At 58.4% G+C, this 18071-nt stretch carries 13 protein-coding genes; 11 read left to right on the top strand and 2 right to left on the bottom strand.

All coding sequences use genetic code 11. The features are described from left to right. Positions 1–81 precede the first annotated feature (81 nt). From QWJ34_RS25165 to QWJ34_RS25200, 8 genes are all read left to right on the top strand, one after another. Positions 82–1926, top strand: coding sequence for a UbiD family decarboxylase (locus QWJ34_RS25165; RefSeq protein WP_302731852.1), 1845 nt, complete (start codon positions 82–84; stop codon positions 1924–1926). 314 nt (positions 1927–2240) lie between these two features. After that, positions 2241–3590 carry an LLM class flavin-dependent oxidoreductase gene (locus tag QWJ34_RS25170; protein WP_302731853.1) on the top strand — a complete coding sequence of 450 codons (1350 nt, stop codon included), beginning with the start codon at positions 2241–2243 and terminating at the stop codon, positions 3588–3590. A gap of 85 nt (positions 3591–3675) precedes the next feature. Next, positions 3676–5358 carry an ABC transporter substrate-binding protein gene (locus QWJ34_RS25175; RefSeq protein WP_302731854.1) on the top strand — a complete coding sequence of 561 codons (1683 nt, stop codon included), beginning with the start codon at positions 3676–3678 and terminating at the stop codon, positions 5356–5358. 41 nt (positions 5359–5399) lie between these two features. Beyond that, positions 5400–6329, top strand: coding sequence for an ABC transporter permease (locus tag QWJ34_RS25180; RefSeq protein WP_302731855.1), 930 nt, complete (start codon positions 5400–5402; stop codon positions 6327–6329). Positions 6330–6331: 2 nt separating this feature from the next. Beyond that, positions 6332–7246: an ABC transporter permease gene (locus QWJ34_RS25185; RefSeq protein ID WP_302731856.1), complete on the top strand. Its 915-nt coding sequence runs from the start codon at positions 6332–6334 to the stop codon at positions 7244–7246. Positions 7247–7308: 62 nt separating this feature from the next. Next, positions 7309–9387, top strand: coding sequence for an ABC transporter ATP-binding protein (locus QWJ34_RS25190; protein WP_302731857.1), 2079 nt, complete (start codon positions 7309–7311; stop codon positions 9385–9387). A 71-nt stretch (positions 9388–9458) separates the two neighbouring features. Then, positions 9459–10031 (top strand): NADPH-dependent FMN reductase, encoded by a 573-nt coding sequence (gene ssuE, locus QWJ34_RS25195; RefSeq protein WP_302731858.1) that lies wholly within the window; start codon positions 9459–9461, stop codon positions 10029–10031. Positions 10032–10060: 29 nt separating this feature from the next. Beyond that, on the top strand, positions 10061–11116 hold the full coding sequence (locus QWJ34_RS25200; RefSeq protein ID WP_302731859.1) for an LLM class flavin-dependent oxidoreductase: 1056 nt from the start codon (positions 10061–10063) through the stop codon (positions 11114–11116). Between the two features lie 1003 nt (positions 11117–12119). Here the strand turns inward: QWJ34_RS25200 and QWJ34_RS25205 are convergent. Next, positions 12120–13580: a HAMP domain-containing sensor histidine kinase gene (locus tag QWJ34_RS25205; RefSeq protein WP_302731860.1), complete on the bottom strand. Its 1461-nt coding sequence runs from the start codon at positions 13578–13580 to the stop codon at positions 12120–12122. Continuing rightward, positions 13565–14248 carry a response regulator transcription factor gene (locus tag QWJ34_RS25210; protein ID WP_302731861.1) on the bottom strand — a complete coding sequence of 228 codons (684 nt, stop codon included), beginning with the start codon at positions 14246–14248 and terminating at the stop codon, positions 13565–13567. The genes QWJ34_RS25205 and QWJ34_RS25210 overlap by 16 nt, the downstream gene beginning before the upstream one ends. A 242-nt stretch (positions 14249–14490) precedes the next feature. Here QWJ34_RS25210 and QWJ34_RS25215 point away from each other — a divergent pair, with 242 nt between their 5' ends. From QWJ34_RS25215 to QWJ34_RS25225, 3 genes are all read left to right on the top strand, one after another. After that, a complete protein-coding gene (locus QWJ34_RS25215; RefSeq protein WP_302731862.1) occupies positions 14491–15231 on the top strand; it encodes a YceI family protein in 741 nt (246 codons plus the stop codon). A 273-nt stretch (positions 15232–15504) separates the two neighbouring features. Further along, a complete protein-coding gene (locus QWJ34_RS25220) occupies positions 15505–16737 on the top strand; it encodes an S-layer homology domain-containing protein (RefSeq protein WP_302731863.1) in 1233 nt (410 codons plus the stop codon). 50 nt (positions 16738–16787) lie between these two features. After that, on the top strand, positions 16788–18071 hold a 1284-nt coding region (locus QWJ34_RS25225), incomplete at its 3' end, for a DUF5704 domain-containing protein (protein WP_302731864.1).

The following is an 18071-nucleotide window of genomic DNA, read 5'->3' on the forward strand; positions in this document are numbered from 1 at the left end:
TGCATTGGCGCCGCCCGGCGGCATCATGTAAAATAGGGAGGATAACGAGGATAACGCCAACCGGAAGAGGAGCCAGTACGCATGAGATATCGCAGTATGCAGGAATGTGTCGCCGATCTGGAGAAAAACGGGCATCTGGTCCGTATCACGGAAGAAGTCGATCCGGAGCTGGAGATGGCCGCGATCCATTTGAGAACGTTCGAGGCCGAAGGGCCCGCTTTATATTTTGAAAACGTCAAAGGCTCGAAGTACGGCGCCGTTTCGAATCTGTTCGGCACGGTCGAGCGCAGCAAATTTATTTTCCGCGATACGTGGGAGTCGACGCAGGAAGTGATCGGTCTGCGTAACGATCCGATGCAGGCGCTCAAACATCCGTTTCGCTATGTCGGCACGGGGCTTGCGGCGCGCAAAGCGCTGCCGATCAAGAAATCGGGCCTGCCTGCCGGCTTCGAAGAAATCCGCATCTCCGACCTGCCGATGGTCAAAAGCTGGCCCAAAGACGGCGGAGCGTTTGTCACGCTGCCGCAGGTGTACAGCGAAGACCCGGACAAGCCGGGCGTCATGAACGCCAATCTGGGCATGTACCGCATGCAGCTGAGCGGCAACGAATACGAGCAGGACCGCGAAGTCGGCCTGCATTACCAGATCCACCGCGGCATCGGCGTGCACCAGGCCAAAGCCGCCAAGCGCGGACAGCCGCTCAAAGTCAGCTGTTTTATCGGCGGCCCGCCCGCCCATACGCTGTCGGCGGTTATGCCGCTGCCGGAAGGATTGAGCGAGCTGATCTTCGCCGGACTGCTGGCGGGGCGGCATTTCCGCTACAGCTACGCGGACGGCTACTGCGTCAGCCACGACGCCGATTTCGTCATCACCGGCGAGATCTACCCGGACGAAACCAAGCCGGAAGGGCCGTTCGGCGACCATCTGGGCTATTACAGCCTGGTGCACGAATTTCCCGTGATGAGGGTGCACAAAGTCTATGCGCGCAAAGGCGCGCTGTTCCCGTTCACCGTCGTGGGACGTCCTCCGCAGGAAGATACCGCGTTCGGCGCGCTGATCCACGAGCTGACCGGCGGAGCGGTCAAGCAGGAGATTCCGGGCGTGAAAGAAGTGCACGCCGTCGACGCGGCGGGCGTGCACCCGCTGCTGCTGGCCGTCGGCAGCGAGCGCTATACGCCGTACCGGGCGGTCAAGCGTCCGGCGGAGCTGCTGACGATCGCCAACCGGATTCTCGGCACGGGGCAGCTCAGTCTGGCCAAATATTTGTGGATCACCGCCGAAGACGACGGACCGGTCGACGCGCACGATATCGCCGGATTGTTCACGCATATTCTGGAGCGGATCGATCTGCGGCGCGATCTGCATTTCCAGACCAATACGACGATCGACACGCTCGATTACTCCGGCACCGGCCTCAACAGCGGCAGCAAAGTGATCTTCGCCGCGGTCGGCAAACCGGCGCGCACGCTGTCCGCGGACGTTCCGGCGGGGCTGACGCAGCTGCCAGACGGCTTCGGCGCTCCGGCGATGGCGCTGCCCGGCATCGCTCTGCTGGAGGGGCCGGCATTTACGAACTATGCCCGCGCGGCGGAAGAGATCGGCGAATTGTCGGCGGCGCTCGCGCGGCAGGGTTCTCTGGACGGCTGCCCGCTGATCGTGCTGTGCGACGACAGTTCGTTTATGAGCGCCGCGTTCGACAACTTCCTGTGGGCGGCGTTTACCCGCAGCAATCCGTCGCACGATATCCACGGTGTAAACGCGTCCGTGGAATATAAGCACTGGGGCTGCGACAATATCATTATCGACGCGCGGACCAAGCCGCATCAGGCGCCGGCGCTTGTCCCCGATCCGGAAGTCGCGGAGCATATCGGCCGATTGTTCGCGCCGGGCGGCAGCCTGGAAAAGGTGGGGCGGCCGGTAAGATAACGTTCGCTTCGCCGCATAAAAAGGCTGCGGTACGCTTCGACAGATAAGCCGGACATCGGATGAAATCATTTGTTTTCAGCCCGTATCCTTTCCGTTTACAACGGTAAAGAATACGGGTTTTTTCGCGTTGACGCTTTATCGTTTTAACTCGATTAGTTTTCTTCTATATATGTATAGAAAACGTCTATTAGCAAAAGCGTTGACCGCTTTTCGGGAGAGTGATAAGCTTCTTTTCAACGCTAAAGCATACCAAGTTCATCGGAATTGTTGTTTTAAAGTTGAGGCAAATCGAGTCGAAGAGAGGCGGAGAGAAAATGGCGAACAAACGGAGTCTGAAATTCGGTGCATTGATTCATGGAGTAGGGGGCAGCGTCACAGGCTGGAGACATCCGGAGGTTCAGAGCGACGCCGGCGTCAACTTCGAATTCTACAAGCGTCAGGCGCGCACCGCCGAGGAAGGCAAGTTCGATCTGATCTTTATCGCCGACGGACTGTACATCAACGAGAAGTCGATTCCGCATTTTCTCAACCGGTTCGAACCGCTGACTATCCTGTCGGCGCTGGCCGCGGCTACGGAGCGGATCGGCCTGGTCGGCACATTGTCGACGTCGTACAGCGAACCGTTTACGGTCGCCCGGCAGTTCGGTTCGCTCGATCAGATCAGCGGAGGCCGCGCCGGCTGGAACGTCGTCACTTCGCCGCTCGAAGGCACTGCCCGCAACCATATTACCCGGCCGCATCCGGCGCACGCCGAGCGCTACCGGATCGCCGAAGAACATCTGGACGTGGTGCGCGGACTGTGGGATTCGTGGGAAGACGACGCGTTTGTGCGCGACAAGGAATCGGGCGTCTTTTTCGATCCGGACAAGCTGCACCGCCTCAATCATAAAGGACACTATTTCTCGGTCGAAGGCCCGCTGAATATTTCCCGTTCGAAGCAGGGGCAGCCCGTGGTGTTCCAGGCGGGATCGTCGGAAGACGGCAAGAGCCTGGCGGCACGCTCGGCGGACGCCGTATTTACCGGACACGAGAAGATCGAAGACGCGCAGGAATTCTACCGGGACGTGAAAAGCCGGGCGGCGGCCAACGGACGCGGAGCGGACGAGATCGTCATTCTGCCGGGCATCAACCCGATCGTCGGACGCACCCGGGAAGAAGCGGAACACAAATACGAAGAAATCGCGTCGCTGGTCACGATCGAGAAAGCGCTGGAATATCTGGGACGCTTTTTCGACCATCACGATTTCTCGCAGTATCCGCTCGACGAAGCGTTCCCGGACCTCGGCGATCTCGGCAGCAATACGTTCAAAAGCGGCACGGACAAGATCAAGCGCGACGCGCGGGAACAAAATCTGACGCTGCGCCAGGTGGCCCTGCGCTCGGCGACGCCGAAAACGTCGTTTATCGGCACGGCGGAAGAAGTGGCGGACCGGATTCAGGAGTGGTTCGAAGCGGAAGCGGCCGACGGATTCATTATTCACACGGACGTGCCGTCGGGACTGCGCGACTTTGTCGAGCAGGTCGTTCCGATCCTTCAGCAGCGCGGCCTGTACCGGCTGGATTACGAATCGGATACGCTGCGGGGCAACCTGGGACTGCCGATTCCGGAGAACCGGTATACGGCGGAGCGCCGTCGGGCGGTCGAAGTGAGCACGGGAGATTGAGCGGCCGGAAGCCTATAGACCATGTCGAAGCGGTCGAAGATCGGCGTCGGTAAATTAAGCTACATATAAAAGGGGGCCTGCCGTGATGTTCGGCATACAAGGTGGAAAGCAAAACGCAGAACAAAAGAAAAAAAGCCGTGCGGTTTATCCGCTTGCGGCGCTTGCGCTGGCCGTCGCGACGGCATTGTCGGGCTGCGGCGCGGCAGCCGAAGGAGGAACCGCGCAGGCGGCTCCGGGCGGCGCGCAGACGTCGGCTCCCGTTCAGGGCGGCGAGCTGACCTACGCGCTGGCGACGTCGCCGGATACGCTCGATCCGCGGCGCAGCGGACTGGCGGTGTCGGTCCGCGTATTCAGCGCGCTGTACGATACGCTGCTGGTGCGTCGGCAGGACGGTTCGCTCGCTCCGTCGCTGGCGACGGAATGGGAAGCGTCCGGCGACGGACTGAGCTATACGCTCAAGCTGAGACAGGACGTGAAGTTCCAGGACGGCACGCCGTTCAACGCGGAAGCGGTCAAATACAATTTCGACAGCATTATCGATCCCGATACCAAAGCGGCCAACGCGCTGGCGCTGCTGCGCCCCTACAAATCGTCGGAGGTGGTGGACGAGTACACGATCAAGCTCAATCTGGAAACGCCGTCGCAGGCTTTTCTCGGCAACCTGAGCCAGGGCATGCTGAGCATCGTATCAGAGGCGGCGGCCAAAGCGGAAGGCGAAGATTACGGCAAAAAGCCTGTCGGCACCGGCCCGTTCAAGTTTGCGAGCTGGACCGAGAACGCGGAGATCAAGCTGACGAAGAACCCCGATTACGCCTGGGGCTCCGCCGAAGCGAAAAATACCGGAGCGGCGTATCTCGACGCGCTGACGTTCAAGATCGTGCCGGAAGAAGCGACGCGGATCGGCGGCGTGCAGAGCGGGCAGGTGCTCGCTGCGGAGACGGTGCCGCCGCAGAACGTGGTCGCGCTGCAAAGCGATCCGAACGCGCAGCTGCTCCAGACGAATACCATCGGCTTCCCGTATACGCTCTTTTTCAACCTGGAGCATAAACCGTGGGACGAGCTGAAAGCGCGTCAGGCCGTCCAGTACGCGGTCGATATCGACGCGATCGTCAAAACGCTGTATCTGGGCACGTACGAACGGGCCTGGTCGTCGGTCACGCCGGGCATTCTGGGATACGACGAATCGCTCGAAGGCAAGCTCAAACCCGATCCGGCCAAAGCCAACGCGCTGCTGGACGAACTGGGCTGGACGAAGGGGGCCGACGGCATCCGCGTCAAAGACGGCAAAAAGCTGACGCTGCACTACGTCGACGGTTCGCCGAACCGCGAGAAGCGCAACGATATCGCCGCGATGATCCGCGAGCAGCTCAAAGCGGTCGGCATCGAAACGGAAGTGGAGATCACACAGGACGTCGCCACGGTCGTGTACCAGAACTGGGACTACGATCTGTACGGAAACAGCCAGGTTAACTCCGATCCGCACGGACTGACTTCGTTCTACCACTCGACCAAGGAAGGCGACCGGCGCACGCTGTCCGGGCTGTCCGATCCGGAAGTCGACAAATGGCTGGAAGAAGGCGCGGTCGAAAAAGACGAAGCCAAGCGGGCCGAGATCTACAAAAAGGTCCAGCAATACATCAGCGATCAGGCGCTGATTCTGCCGATTTACGTGTTCCCGTATACGGTGGCGGCGGGCAAGTCGGTTCAAGGCCTGGCATTCGATCCGTTCGGCTATCCGATCTTTAACGACGTGTATCTGCAAAAATAAATCGCGGGCCGGGATCGGGGCGGCGAAAGGAGGAAAGATTCATGCTTCAAGCGATAAGCTCGCGCGTGATAAGTTCGCTGCTTGTGATCGTAGGTTCGCTCACGCTCGTATTCTGTATTTTCTACCTGCTGCCGGGCGATCCGGTGCTGTCCATGGTCGATCCGACCTCCGTCAGCCCCGAGGTCATCGAGAATCTGCGGCACCAGCTGGGGTTGGACCGTCCGTTTCACGAACGTCTGCTGGCTTATTTCGGCGATATGCTCACAGGCGACTTCGGCCGTTCGATCGTCGGTTCGGAGCCGGTGCTGCCGAAGATTCTGGCGCAGGTGCCGGCGACGCTGCTGCTGACCGCGGCCAGCGCCCTGATCGCGGTCGCGGTCGGCGTCTCGCTGGGCGTGCTCTCGGCGGTGCGCAAAGGCGGGATTATCGACTTCGTCGCCCGTGTGGTCGGGCTGTTCGGCATCTCGATGCCGACGTTCTGGTCGGGCATCCTGCTGATCCTGATCTTCTCGGTGCAGCTCAGGCTGCTGCCGGCGATGGGTTCGGACGGTTTCGCGACGCTGATTCTGCCGGCGGTCGCGCTGGGCTTCGTCGGGGCGGGTTCGATCGTGCGCATGGTGCGCGGCAGCATGCTCGATGTGCTGAACGAACCTTTCGTGACGACGCTGCGCGCCAAAGGGCTGCGCGAAGGGTCCGTGAACTACAAGCACGCGCTGCGCAGCGCGCTGATTCCGGCGGTTACGCTGATCGGGATGCAGATCGGCGACATGCTGGCCGGCACGGTGATTATCGAAACGGTATTTTCCAGACAGGGCGTAGGCCGCATCCTGGCCGACGCGATTATGGCGAAAGACCTGCCGGTCGTGCAGGGAATCGTGTTCTTTACGGCTATTTTGTACGTGGGCATCAACCTGCTGGTCGATCTGTCGTATGCGGCGATCGATCCGCGGGTCAGACGGAAGGGGGCGTGAGCATGAAGAATTCGGCGGCAATCGCCAAGTCGGTAGCGGAACGCTCCGCCGCCGCGCCGCGCCGGGAGGGGCGCCGGAAAGCGGGAAGACGGTTCCGGTTCGGAGCGGCGGAGCTGCTGACGGGACTGGCCGTGCTGACGGTCGTTTTTCTCGCCGCGTGCGCGCTGTTTCCGCGGCTGATCGCGCCGTTCTCGCCGACGGACATGAATACGGCCGCTATTTTGCAGGCGCCGTCCAGTATCCATTTCTTCGGCACCGATTATTTCGGGCGCGACGTGTTCAGCCTGGTGGTGTACGGCACGCGGGATTCGCTGCTGATCGGCGTGAGCGCCGTCGCGGTCGGCGTGCTGATCGGCGGTACGATCGGAGCGTTGTCGGGCTATATCGGCGGCAGAACGGACACGGTCCTGATGCGGCTGATCGATGTGCTGCTGACCGTGCCGGGCATTCTGCTGGCGCTGGCCATCGCGGCGGCGCTCGGTCCCGGACTGCGCAATATCGTGCTGGCGATCGCCGTATCGTCGGTGCCGGGCTACGCCCGCGTGATGCGCGGGCAGATCATGACCATCCGCAAAAGAGGCTATGTGTTCGCTTCCCGCGCGCTCGGAGCCAGGCCGTCGGCCGTGCTGCTGAAGCATGTGCTGCCGAACTCGCTTGCGCCGCTGCTCGTCATGGCGACGCTCGGCCTCGGCACATCGATCCTCGCCGGCGCGGGACTGAGCTTTCTCGGTCTTGGCGTGATTAAGGAAATTCCCGACTGGGGCGCGCTGCTGTCGCAGGGACGCGGTTATCTGACCGTCGCCTGGTGGATTTGTACGTTCCCCGGGCTTGCGATCACGCTGTTCGTGCTGTCGGTCAACGTGATCGGCGACCACTGGCGCGACGCCGTCGATCCGAAGCGAAAAGGAAGGGGATAAGGAAAAGAAAACGACAAAGACGCAGCTCGGAAACCATCGGACGAGGAAAGGAGATCGTGTTCATGAAACCACTGCTCGACGTACAGGAATTGACGATCGACGTACATACGCCGCGGGGCACGCTGACGGCGGTCTCCGATATTTCGTTCTCGATCGCGCCCGGCGAAACGGTCTGCCTTGTCGGCGAATCGGGCAGCGGCAAAACGATCGCTTCGAAAGCGATCATGCGGCTGACCGATTACGAAAACGGCCGGATTGCCGGCGGTTCCATTACGCTCGGGGAAACGGCCCTGCAATCGCTGCCCGCATCCGTGATGCGCGGCATTCGCGGCAAACGGATCGCGATGATCTTCCAGGAGCCGATGGCCGCGTTCGATCCGGTGTTTACGATCGGGCATCAGATTGCGGAGACGATGCGCGCCCACCGCCATGGGCGCGGCGCAAAGCTGTGGAAAGAAGGCGCGGAGCTGCTGCGCCGCGTCGGCATTCCCGATCCGGAGCTGCGTATGAAGCAGTATCCGGGCGAATTGTCGGGCGGCATGCTCCAGCGCGCCATGATCGCGATGGCGCTGTCCGGCGAACCGGAGCTGCTGATCGCGGACGAGCCGACGACGGCGCTGGATGTCACGATCCAGGCACAGATCCTGGATCTGCTGAACGAACTCAAAGACAGCCTGGGCATGTCCATCCTGCTGATTACGCACGATCTGGGCGTCGCCGCCGAAATGGCGGACCGCATCGTCGTCTTGTACGCGGGCAAGATCGCCGAGCAGGGCCCGGCGTCCGAGCTGCTGCGCAGCCCGCGGCACCCGTATACCATCGGGCTGCTGAATTCGATCGCGGCGCTGGACAGCCGCCCCGGCGAACCGCTGCGGGCGATCGAAGGATCGCCGCCCGGCCTTTCGGACATGCCGTCCGGCTGCCGCTTCCACCCGCGCTGCGCATTCGCGACCGACCGCTGCCGCGAAAGCGTCCCGCCGCTGGAAGAACTCGGCGGCGGCCGCCTTGCCGCCTGCTGGAACCGCGGCGAGCCCGCGGTGCTCGCCGCCGCGGGCTCGATCGGCGGCCGGCGCGTCCCGGCCGCCCAAGCCGCCGCCGGCCGGGACACGCCGGCCGAGCAGCCGCCGAAGCCGCGCCTCGCCGCACTTCCCGGCGCGCCGCTCGAAGCCGCGCCGGCCCTTACGTCCCCGCTGCTCGAAGCGCGGGACCTGGTCAAGCATTACCCGCTCGGCGGCGGGTGGGGGCGTCCCAAACGCAAAGTCCACGCCGTGGACGGCGTCTCGCTGTCGATCGCCGAAGGCGAGACCTTCGGTCTCGTCGGCGAATCCGGCAGCGGTAAATCCACGCTCGGCCGCCTGCTGCTCCAGCTTGAGCCGCAGACGTCCGGACAGGTGCTTTATCGCGGCGAAGAACTGTCGCTCAAAGACAAAGCGCGCTGGCGGGCTTCGCGCCGCGACCTGCAGATCATCCACCAGGACCCTTACGGAACCGTCGATCCGCGCTGGAGCATCGGCGATATCATCGCCGAGCCGCTCGGCGTGCATACCGAGCTGTCGCCGTCCGCGCGCCGCGCAAAAGTCGGCGAGCTGCTCGAACAGGTGGGCCTCAGCGCTTCCTGGCAGAACCGCTATCCGCACGAATTCTCGGGCGGCCAGCGCCAGCGCATCGGTATCGCCAGAGCGATCGCGGTCAATCCCCGCTTTATTCTGGCCGACGAAGCGGTGTCCGCGCTCGACGTTTCCGTGCAGGCGCAGATCGTCAATCTGCTGCAGGATTTGCAGGGCCGGCTCGGCCTGACATCTGTTTTTATCGCGCACGGCCTCCAGGTCGTGCGTCATATCTCCACCCGGATCGGGGTCATGTATCTGGGCAAGCTGGTGGAAATCGCGCCTGGCGAAGAATTGTTCCGGAGCCCGGCCCATCCGTATACCCGAGCGCTGATTTCTTCCATTCCCGGCTCCGGCGCGGGCGTCCGCGAATCGTTTTCCGTTCGCGGCGAGATTCCGTCCCCGACCAGCCCGCCGTCCGGCTGCCGCTTTCACACCCGCTGCCCGCTGGCGACCGATCTGTGCCGCAAGCAGGAGCCGGCGTTCTCGGAGATCGGCGCAGCACGCGCCGTCGCCTGCCACTATCCGCTTTAAACCGATCGCTCCCCGCGCGAACCGCCAGGTGCACGCCGAGTTTGGATTTTAACGAAAACGGAGGAACCGCCATGCCGCAAAAACTGCTGATCGTTTCGGGAAGCCCGAATTTAACGTCCCGTTTGTACGGCCCCGTCCAGTATCTGGAGGGCCGACTCGACGAAGAAGGATTGCAACACGAGCTGCTGCATATCGCCGAGCTGCCGCATACCGATCTCATCACCGCGAACTTTGCGGGCGAAGAGATCAAGGAAGCGCTGCGCAAAGTGGAGCAGGCCGACGCCGTCGTGTTCGCCAGTCCGGTGTATAAAGCGTCGTATTCCGGCGTGCTCAAAACGTTCCTCGACCTGATTCCCCAGGAAGGACTGCGCGACAAGCCGGTGCTGCCGCTGCTTGTGGGCGGCACCATCGCGCATCTGCTCGCAATCGATTACGCGCTCAAGCCGGTATTGAACGCGCTGTCCGCCCGCAATATTCTCGGCGGCGTCTACGCGGTGGACCGCGAGATCGAACGCCGCCCCGAAGGCGGTTATACGCTGTCGGAAGAGATCGTATCCCGGCTGGAACGCTCGCTGGCCGAGATTCGGATCGAATTGAAACGCCGGGAGAACGAACCGGCTTCGCTGCCGGAACTGCACGTCTGAACCACTTCAACCCGAAAGAGAGGACCGCCATGAGTATTCGTTTAAGCATTCTCGATCAAACGCCGGTATTCGAAGAAGAAAGCGCCCGGACGGCGTTTCGGCACAGCGTGGAACTGGCCCGTCTGGCGGACCGTCTCGGGTATCACCGGTACTGGGTGTCCGAGCATCACGATTCCAAAGGCGTAGCGGGTTCTTCGCCCGAAGTGCTGATTGCGTATCTGCTGGCGTCCACCGATCGCATTCGGATCGGCTCCGGCGGCGTGATGCTCCAGCATTACAGTCCGTATAAAGTAGCGGAGAATTTCAATGTGCTCGCGAACCTCGCGCCCGGACGGGTCGATCTGGGAATCGGCCGCGCGCCGGGCGGTTTGCCCCGGTCGTCGCTTGCTCTGCGGCGCGGCGCGCCGGAAGAAGCGCAGCTGGACGACAAGCTGGAGGAGTTGAACGTTTATTTGCGCGGCGGCAGTCCTGGCGGGGAAGAAAGCCCGCTGGACGGGCTGCGCGCCGAACCGCTGCCGGAGCAGACCGTGCCCGCGTACCTGCTGGGCGCAAGCCTCGACAGCGCGGAGCTGGCGGCGCGGCTTGGGCTCCCGTACGTGTTTTCCGTGTTTATCAACGGGAGCCTGGAACAGGCCGAAGCCGCTTTGACGCTGTATCGCGAGCGCTTCGTATCGGTGGACGGAAGCCGTCCCGAAGCGATTCTTGCGCTGTCCGCCGCGGCGGCGGATACGGACGAAGAAGCCGAAGGCATTGCCGACGCTTCGGATCTGTATCGCATTCTGCTCGATAACGGCAGGAAGCTTACGGTCGGCGACCCGGAGCGGGCCGAACAGTTCGGCCGGGAATCGGGCGCGGGCTACCGGATCGAGCATATTCCTTCTCCGCTGATTCGAGGTTCCAAACGCACGGTGGGTTTAAAACTCCGGGAAGCGGCCGCGCGCTGCGCCGTCGACGAGCTGATCGTAACCAGTCCGATCCGCGAATTCGCCAAGCGCCTGCATTCGTACGAACTGCTCCAGCAATTTTTTAACGAAGATGCGGAGCAGGAATCGGGAAAATTCGAGCAGATCGCTTCCAAAGTATAGGTCCAAAGACTTGCTTCGCTTCATCGCGGAACCAATCCGTTTGTTTAATCGATCGTTTGTCAAAAAGAGCCGTCTCCAACACGCCCAAACAGGCGCAGGACGGTTTTTTTTGCGTGCAAAGTTCGAAAAGAACTATAGATTCTGCGAATAGGCTTTTTGAACAACATGCAAAAAGAGCCCCGCTGCCGGGACTCTTTAAATTCGGAACATGGATGGGTAGGGTAAATAAATAAAATTCGTTTAACGGTTGCGCGACGTATACATAACTCTGGCCGTCGTTTTAATAATCACCTGACGGTTTGTCTCGGCTTTCGCAGGGCCCGCCGCTGCGCGGAAAACGCCGCTGCACGAATGGCAAAGCCGGCCGCTTCGGGTCTGGGTACCGCACGATTCGCACGGGTAGGTCAAGTTCGGATAAGCGCTGGACAACCGTCCGGATTTAACCAGTACGTAAAGCTCCTGCAGCGGAACGCCGGTTGCTTGAGCTAGGTCTTCGGTCGTGCTTTTTGGATAAGACCACAAGCGATCCAAACACAGCTTGAGTCCATTATCCGCTTGACTGCTGCAGGAGGCGCACAAGTTCCGGAAATTCTTCTGAAAAACATTCCCACACTTAGGACAATAGTCCACTAACAGGCTCATTTGGATCACCTCTATCTTTTATAGTAGTCTTTAAGTTGTAGTTCGATAATACTACTAGAAAGCGGAGGAAGCAATAGAGAAAATCAAATATAGTTAAAAATAAAGATGAAAATTGTCGACCGAAGCAGATCCGGATATTTAAAAAGCAAATTTCGACGAATTTTTATGGCGAACGGCGAGTGTTTTTGAAACTTCGAAGAGAATGGATCTGAAGACTCAGTCCAGAAGTTTTTCGTAATTAAGGCGAGACCGCTGCCTGAAATCTGTGGGAAAAACGCAAAAAAGCCTGAAAGCCGCAGCAAGCGGTTTTCGGGCTTTTTTGAATAAATAGTGCAAGCGATGAAGAGATCGGGCGGCGGATTCAAAGCAGCGGCAGTTCCAGCGAAAACGCCGTCCCGGCGGGTCCGCTGCGGCGCAGCATCAGCTCGCCGCCCTGCGCGCGCGCCAGCAGCTGGCTGTACGTCAGGCCGAGGCCGAGACCGCGCGTGCGCCGCTTTTTATCCTCGCCGCGGTAGAAACGATCGAAGATATAAGCTTGTTCCTTGTCGCTGATCCCGGCTCCGTTGTCGGCGATCTCGACATCGATCCGTCCGCTGCGCTCCCGGATCGAGATCAGCAGCCGCAGCGGTCGGTCGGGATGGGCGGCCTGCATCCCGTTGTTGAGCAGATTGACGACGATCTGCTGGATGCGCATGGCGTCCCCGGTCGTATAGATCATTTCTTCCGGGAAGTCGTAATCGATCTCGATCGAATCGTGTTCGTGCGGCAGCTTCCACTGGTACACGATCTCGGACACCAGCAGTTTGAGGTCGAGCCGGTCTTTGCGCACGGCGACATTGCCCGAAGAGAATGCGTTGTAGTCGAGCAGATCGGCGACCATGCGCTCCATCCGTTCCGATTCCTTCAGCGCGATATCGAGAAATTCTTTCGCTTCGTCGCCGGCGACCACATCGTCGCGCACGGCCATCACCAGCCCTTTGATCGACGTCACCGGCGTTTTCAGCTCGTGGGTGACGCCGGCCAGCGACAGCGCCCGCCATTCTTCGAGCTGGTGCAGCCGTCCCGCCATGCTGCGGAACGAATCGACCAGCTCGCCCAGTTCGCGTTCGCCGCTTTCCACCTCCAGATCCACATCGTACCGTCCCGAGCGGATCTGCCGCGCGCTTTCGGCGACGCGGCGGATCGGGCGGGACAGTTTGCGCGAAAGCAGGTAGATCGTGAACCAGCCCGACAGCACGACGATCCCGAGCACCGAAGCGAACAGGATCAGCTCGTGAGAGCTGTACGCCGGCGTTTTGCGATACTGGCTGATATACACGGTGCCGATTTCTTGACTGCCGCTGACGATCGGCGTTTTGATCATCTGGTATTCCGGTCCGGACGATCCGCTGCGGCCGAGCCCGAGCTTTTGTCGAATCTGCTCCTGCGTCATCTGCGGCCGCGTAAAGACGGGATTGCCTTCCGCGTCGGTGACCAGCAGGCAGACATCCAGGTTGATATTGAACAGCCTCATCCGGTTGTCGAGAATCGGGCCCAGATTGGCCGGCACTTCAAGTTTCCCGTCGGCGTCGGTGACGCGGTCCGCGACTTCCTGGCCGAGCATGGCGGCGGTGCGGGAGCGGTTGTCCATCGCGGTTTCGCGAATTCCGTAAAGCGCGACGGCGGCGATCACGGCGAGGCCGGCGCACATAATCAGAAAGTAGCGCAGCGTCCAGTAGGACAGGATGGAGGTCGATCGGCGGCTGCGCGGCTTTTTCGCGCGCGAAGCGGCGGTTTTATTCAAGTCCGGTTTGTGGGTTGGGTCGTTCAGTCGGCTATCCAAAATTGATACCCCGTTCCCCGTAAAGTGCGAATCTCGCCGATCTCCGGCGGCCAGTGCGACAGCGCCTGACGCAGTCTTTTGATCGACAGGTCGACGGCGCGGTCGCTTCCTTCATAATCGATGCCCCATACATGTTCGATCAGCTGCTCGCGTGTAAACATCCGGTTGGGATGCTCCGACAGAAACATCAGCAGGGACAAGTCCCGGGGCGTCAGCGGAATCTCCGCGCCGTTCAGCGATACCTGCTGCGCATGATGATCGATGACAAGCGCTCCGAAACTTGTGCAGGTGTCGGCGCCGCTGTATACGGGCCGTCTGCGCAGGACGGCGTTTACCCGGGCAATCACTTCTTCCGGCACGAACGGTTTGGTCATATAATCGTCGGCTCCGCCGTTCAGCCCGTTCAGCCGGTAGTCGATATCGCCGAGCGCGGTCAGCATGATGACGGGACAGGAGCCGCGCCGGCGAATATCGGCCAGCAGCTCCCAACCGTCGACGCCGGGCAGCATGACGTCGAGCAGGACGAGCGCGGGATCGGTTTCTTTGAATCTTTGCATCGCCGTCGTTCCGTCGGCCGCCCGCTCGACGCCGAAACCGGCTTTTTTGAGATAAGCGGCAAGCACCCGGGCAATCGCTTCTTCGTCTTCGATAATCAGGATCGTGGTCACGTCGAGTTTCTCCTTTCGTCGGCTTTGTTCATCTTATGCTTTTGCGTCTGAAATGTTGGTGTTTAGGGAAAGGAGTTTCTGTTCGTTGATTCCTATTCTTACGCACAAAAAGGCGCACGGCAAGGGTTTTTGGACAGTTTTGTTTGAAATAAAGCATTTTTTTACAGAACCGCTTCCCTGACATTTTCCCGACACATTGGGCTGTTATGCTGGCAAAAAAACAGCATCTGGAGGAGAATATCATGACCAAAAAAACAAGAACCTGGCTGATCGCCGCGCTCGCGGCCGTAATCGTAATCGGAATCGGAACCTATGCCTGGATGAAAAATTACATGGGCAACAACGTGGAAATCGAAAGCGTGCTGCCGACGCAGGCGGAAGCCAATACGGCGTCCGGCGGGGAATCAACGGCGGAAGCCGCGGAAACGAACGGGTCGGACGCCTCCGGCGCGGCGGTAGCGGCGGACGACTTGAACGGAACGTGGAATATCGCGGACGCGTCGAAAGTGTATTTCTCGGTGACAACGTCGCAGGAAACGGTTAATTTCGTCGACGACCAGGTCAGCGGAACATGGGATGTGAACGTGAACGAAGCTTCGCAGATGAAAGGCAGCGGCGCGATCGAGATCGACGCGGTCGATTCCGGCAACGCCAAGCGCGACGAGCATATCAAAAGCGACGACTATTTCCAGATGGGACAGTATCCGCAGGCGACGTTTACGGCGGAGTCGTTCGACGGGCTGCCGACGGAATGGAAAGAAGGCGAAGTCTACGACTTCAAGCTTGACGGAACCCTGACGGTCAAAGGCATTGAAAAGCCGGTAACGTTCGAAGCCAAAGCTTCTTACCAGGGCGGCCAGCTGCTGCTGTCGGGCACGACGACCGTGACGTTCGAAGATTTCGGTATGGAAAACCCGCATTCGGTCGTCCTGAGCACGGAAAACGATATCAATGTGCAGCTGGAACTCACACTGGATAAATAAATTTAATTTTCGCACGGTCTCTTGCTTTTTCCCGCTCTGGAGATTAAAGTAAGAAACATATCTGAATCACGGCAGATTGACGCAAAGCATGCGGACGCCTTTTCTTCCAACAGGGAGGAGACGTCCGCTTTTTCGCGTGAATTTGATTAAAAAGTTGACGTTTAGGGATAGACAGGAAAAAATGGGACTTCCCCAATTGCGGCAAGCAAGCGACAATAGAGAAGAAGATTTCTCGGGAAAAAGGTCCGAAGAAATAAGGGGGAGTGTTGAAAAATGAAAAAAAGATTGACGAGGCTGGCAGGATTGGCATTGGCTGGGGTATTGACGGTCGGCGGCGTATGGGGAGCGGCGCCGACGGTTCATGCGGCAGGGTCCGGTTTCTCCGACGTCAAATCGAGCCATTGGGCAGCCGGCAGTATCGCGGCGGGCGTCGCCAAAGGCTATGTTGAAGGTTACGCCAACGGCACCTTCAAACCCGACGCCAGCGTCACACGCGCCGAATTTGTCAAGATGGTCGTCGCCGCCATGAAGCTTGAAGTGGGCAGCGAGTCGGGCAAGTGGTATACCCCCTACATAACTGCAGCGACAAAAGCCGGGTTGTACGAAAGCGGCGACTTCGCAAACAATGAGGCAGGCTGGAACAAGACGATGACGCGGGAAGAGATGGCGCGGATCGCAGCACGGGCAGCCGGCGAAACGTCGAAAGAAGACGACAAATGGATGTACCTGGCGACAAAAAAAGGACTGATCACCGGCGTTGGCAAAGGCGAGATTGCACTTGACGGATTGAGTACAAGGGCGCAGTCCATCGTGATCATCGAGCGGATTCTGTCGGCGAACGCCGGGAAGAAATTGTCCGTCGACAAGTACGCCGTCGGCAGCGCGGAGATTGCCTGGCACGGGACGAATATTTTTACGGTGATGCCGGAGATGTGGGTGACAACAGAATCGGATGTCAAACAAGCCGGTAAATCTTCGGTAGAGGAGATGTGGAACGAAAGTAAAATGACGATCATATCTAAAGATGGGCTCTATCAAGGCAAGTTGGAGGCTCTGGTTGCTATAGACCTAGCCGATCCAAACGATCCGAATCTGAAGCTGCTGCCGAATATCAATACGTTGAAATGGTATAATAATCGTCCGTCAGTTGATAATTTGTTGATCAAAGATCAGAAAAACAGCTATATTTTGTTCTTTAAAGGTGGTGTTACTTATAACAAAGACACTAAAAAGTATACGCCTTACAAAAAATATAACAGTCAAACTATGCTGACATTCCGCATTGATGGTTTTAATAGCCCGGATCGTGAGGCGTTCTTTAATGGCAAACTTAACAAAACAGCCAGTGTATACCGAGAGAGTTGGCCAGATGTTCCAGCTATCATCATTCCTAAAAAAGGAACAATTCAACTCAGCAATGACTTAGTTGTCCGACTTGAAACACCAACTGGTGGTACACGTTTCAGTGACAGCGAGATTCTTCGGCTTAGAGGAATCCAACCGTGAATCGAATCCGACAATGCATAACGTTCGTCGGACTCAGCATACTGCTTGTTATGAGCAGTATGCTGAGGTTTTTCTTTCCGCTACAGGGAACGCTTCAAGCGGCTCCGGTTAAAAAAGAAGTAATGTACAACGCTGAAGCCGGCGTCATCAAGCATCCAAACAAAACTTCACTAAAATTCGGGAAATTGCCAACTGCAACGACGACTATCAACGAGAATGCCGGTAATGGAAATAAGATTGAAAAAATCGTCTTTTACAAGGGTTCAGATGAAGTGAAAACGATTGAAGTGAACGCTCAAACGTTCAATCAAACTATTCCGTTTAATGGCGAAGCGATCGAAGTCGTTTCCAACGAGAATGGATCAAACGGATCGTGGTTTGCATGGACGCGTGGCTACACTACCGGTTGGACGGCTGGTGGCTCAGGTGAAACATGGTGGCATGTGGCAGATTTGCCCACAAGTTCAGCGGATTATGAAACTATGTCAACGCCCGTAGGAACCAAAACGTTACTAAAGTATCCGAATCGTAAAATCAAGATGACGGTAAAGTATGGGAGAACCGAGCCCTTTTACGGAATAGTTGGCGGAACAAAACTTCAGTTTGACACAACTATGATCGATAATCGCTCCAGTACTATTCACCAAAAAAATCCGACTATCCCATCACACGGCTACGTTGACGTAGTAGATGACAAAGATGTTCCAACCGGTGATCTGGACATCACTGGACGATCACACTATTCTACGGAAATTATTGAAATTTTAGCAGGATTGGAACCAGGTCAAAGTAGTAATTCAGTTCGAAGTCTCGATTTTGCTACGATCACTTTTACGCAAGAGCACAATGCTGATGGATATAAGTACTACACTCGTCAAAGCCCGAATGATCCGATGCGTGAATATAAAGATAATGAAAAAGATGCGCAGGCCATGATCTACTATTACGCTGCATATAGCTACACTTATACGTCATATTCGTATCAGTATCCGGATCACTACCGAGTATACACCGAAGAAACCCCACCGAAAAATCCTGAATCGGAATGCATCATCAGTGACGGCCGCACGATTACTTCGCCTTCCGCCGCTATGCAGCCCAATGCGAGCGCCATGATCAAAGCGGATCAGCGAGACCGGGAAATCTTCGATGTACTGCAGGGTATCCCGACTTCGGAGAGTCTATACGGAAGTGTTCTAGCTAATAATTATCTTTATAAAGATAAATTCCAGGAAAAAGTCGGTGTTTGTACATATAACTTGACCGTTTCGCAAACTTATCATTTCACATGGACGCCTAAAAAGGAAGCGCCCGAGCCCGATGAAGAGAATCCG

Source organism: Saccharibacillus sp. CPCC 101409, assembly GCF_030518235.1.
GTDB lineage: Bacteria > Bacillota > Bacilli > Paenibacillales > Paenibacillaceae > Saccharibacillus.